This window comes from Clostridium nigeriense, assembly GCF_050585245.1.
Lineage (GTDB): Bacteria > Bacillota > Clostridia > Clostridiales > Clostridiaceae > Clostridium > Clostridium nigeriense_A.
Window position 1 is genome coordinate 1 of sequence record NZ_JBNOOF010000028.1, and the last position, 2,907, is coordinate 2,907.

A 2,907-nucleotide genomic window follows, 5' to 3' on the forward strand; every position below is an offset into this window, starting at 1 on the left:
TTTATATACGTATTGTGTTAATCCTGAACAATCAAATCCACTTGGTGTAGTTCCACCCCATACATAAGGAACTCCAAGGTATTTTTTAGCTTCTGCCACAACTTGTTCACCTTTTGTTTGTGATTGTACAACAGCTCCATCATACATAGTTACTAATCTAGTAGTTTGTCCATTAAATTTTCCTACAGCAACTCTTCCAGTAACTCTTTCTGCTTCATAACCTGATAATTCTCTTTGTTTAGTTGATGTAAATTTACCATTTGATTGTAATTCCCATGTAAATATTCCTGTAACATTATTGCCATAGTCATACATAGCAATTATCTTATCCTTACCACTATTGTTTTTTGTTGAAACAACCTTACTATTTATATTTGCGCCGCTAAATGAATTTGAATACCATGTTTCAGATAATGAGTAATTTCCATTATTATTTACTAATGATAATATTCTTGTGGTAGCACTCCCATAATCATAGAACATAGCAACCTCATCTTTACCATTTCCATCAAAATCACCAGCTACTGTTTTAGCTTTAATCTGGCTTCCTGCGAATTGTGTTGCTCTAAAAGCTTCTTTACTTGTAAATTTCCCATCTGTTCCCATTTTTAATTCAAAAACAACAGTTACATTATTTCCATAATCATAAAATATCAATACTTCATCTTTTCCATCTCCATCAAAATCACCTGCTACCATTGCGTTAATCATATCTGCTACAAAATCAGTTGCTCTCCAAACAGATTTTGTGCTAACAGATTTTCCATCACTATTTAATGAAAATTGAAACATTGTTGATGTTCCATTTAGATAGTCATATAATGTCAGGACTTCGTCTTTTCCATCTCCATCGAAATCACCTGAGACAACTTTATTTGTTATACTTTCAGCATTAAAGTTATTTATTCCTGATTCCCAAATCATAGTATAATTATACTTTCCACCATCCTCATATAGACGATGAATTCCTGTATTAGCGCTTCCATAATCATAAAATGCTATAACTTCATCTTTTCCGTTCCCATCATAATCTCCATAAGTAATCCTATTTTTAATTCTATCTGGCGCATAATTTTCTCTTTGTTGAGACCATAAATCTGCAGAACTACTATAATTGTTTATATCCCAAGAGTTAAATTTAACCTTTCCGTCACCTCCAGCATTATATGCTTTTGCTTCCTTTGGAGAAGTACTTAATGATAAAATTAATGCCATTGCCAATGTAGCTAAAACGAGTTTAATTTGTTTGTTAATCATAATCATCCCCCTTAAATTTTATATCCATATTTTACTATAAATTAATTATTATGTCAATTTTACTTGAATTAATTTTTAATGAAAAAGCTAGTAAGTATTTCTACCTACTAACCTTAAAGTTATCTATTCATAGTTGCATTCTTTCTTATATATGCTCGTACTCCATCTATATCTAAAGCATAATAACCGCTCATTTCCCATTGTACAGTTATTAATTCATCCTTATAAAAAGGTTTAATTTCCTTAGTCCATACTCTACATGGATATTCTGTTACTTGTAGTCTAAACCTTCTATATCTTTCATCAGTTAACCCTAATAACTTAACATTAGCCTTTTCTACCCAACATCTTTTACCATCCAATTCAATAACATATGCCCATTGGTTTTCTGCATCTGCAGTTAATAAATCTCCCTTATTGAATATCTTGACTTCTCCATCATAGGACATAGCATCAGATTTCATTTTAAGTGGTAATGGGAATCTACTAACCTCTATCTTTTTATTAGATATTGCTTCTGCTATAGCTTTTCCTATTGCATCTGGACCTAACTTTCTATATAAAGCAACATCTTCTGTAGCTTCTACAAAACATACTTCTACTATTATAGATGCCATCTTAGTTGCTCTAAGTTCATATAATTCTTTGCTTTCTTTTACTCCTCTATTTTTAAAGCCTAATCCAGCTATAGCATTAACTATTCTTGCTGCTATTTCTTCATCTAAAGTTATATTATCTGTCTTAGAGTAAACCCAAGTTTCTGTACCTATTGCTCCATTATAACTATTATAAGCTTTATTAAAGTGTATAGATATAAATAAATCTGCTCCCCATGCATTTGCTTTATTAACTCCATATGCTAAATCTGTCTTTACATCACATGGTCCAGGAGTTACATCTAATACCTCATGACCTAATAATTTTAAGTTTTTAATAATACTATCCTTTACTTTTCTATCTTCTGTAGTTTCATCTATTAATGCACTTGCTCCTGGTGCTTGGAAGTTATGTCCTCCCCTTACTGCTATTTTCATATTATCAATCCTTTCTTTTATAAATTAAAAGAAGCAAGATATTACTCCTGCTCCTTAGTTGACTTAACTGTACTTTTAACTGTAGATTGTCCAAAATAGAAGCTGACTATCATTATTGCTACTGTAGTAAATTGTTCTGTACTTACTACTTCTCTAGCACTTAGAATGCAAAATACTGTTATAACTAATAATGCTATAATCTTCTTTACTTCTATAAGACTTGTTAATTTAGTTACTAATTTATTCATTTTTATTACCTTCTTTCTCTTTTAACATTTGATCTAATTTAGAATCCACGGAATTTACTTTAGTATCCATATGATCCACTTTCTTTACTAAGTTCTCTGTTAAAATCCTATTACTTGTACTTAGTTCCTCATTAGTTTTAGTAACCCTGTCCAATGTTGTTTCTATCCTTATCCATATTTTCTTATACAGAAACCATATTAATAAAATACACATAGCTACAGGAAATACAAAGGTATTAAATAACCCTGTTACTTCATTCATTTTGCACCTCCTTCTTTCTTTATTTTTTTATATAAAAAAGAGACTAGATTTCTCTAATCTCTAAAACATCTTTCTCTATTAATTTATCTGTTTCTTTATATTCTCT

The 2,907-nt window shown here is 30.4% G+C and carries 4 protein-coding genes; all 4 read right to left on the reverse strand.

Annotated features, from left to right (window positions below):
- Positions 1-1,257, reverse strand: a 1,257-nt coding sequence (locus ACQPUY_RS17595; RefSeq protein WP_430843343.1) for an FG-GAP-like repeat-containing protein, incomplete at its 3' end; no start/stop codon positions are given.
- Positions 1,258-1,376: 119 nt separating this feature from the next.
- Positions 1,377-2,291: an N-acetylmuramoyl-L-alanine amidase gene (locus ACQPUY_RS17600; RefSeq protein ID WP_430843345.1), complete on the reverse strand. Its 915-nt coding sequence runs from the start codon at positions 2,289-2,291 to the stop codon at positions 1,377-1,379.
- A 41-nt stretch (positions 2,292-2,332) separates the two neighbouring features.
- Positions 2,333-2,539, reverse strand: a complete 207-nt coding sequence (locus ACQPUY_RS17605) for a hypothetical protein (protein ID WP_430843347.1) — start codon at positions 2,537-2,539, stop codon at positions 2,333-2,335.
- Positions 2,532-2,801, reverse strand: coding sequence for a hypothetical protein (locus ACQPUY_RS17610; RefSeq protein WP_430843349.1), 270 nt, complete (start codon positions 2,799-2,801; stop codon positions 2,532-2,534). The genes ACQPUY_RS17605 and ACQPUY_RS17610 overlap by 8 nt, the downstream gene beginning before the upstream one ends.
- Between the last annotated feature and the right edge of the window lie 106 nt (positions 2,802-2,907).

What these genes read in the sequence shown, in the direction of transcription:
- ACQPUY_RS17600 (WP_430843345.1), bottom strand. Translation starts at nt 2,291, where the DNA reads ATGAAAATAGCAGTAAGGGGAGGACATAACTTCCAAGCACCAGGAGCA.
- ACQPUY_RS17605 (WP_430843347.1), bottom strand. Translation starts at nt 2,539, where the DNA reads ATGAATAAATTAGTAACTAAATTAACAAGTCTTATAGAAGTAAAGAAG.
- ACQPUY_RS17610 (WP_430843349.1), bottom strand. Translation starts at nt 2,801, where the DNA reads ATGAATGAAGTAACAGGGTTATTTAATACCTTTGTATTTCCTGTAGCT.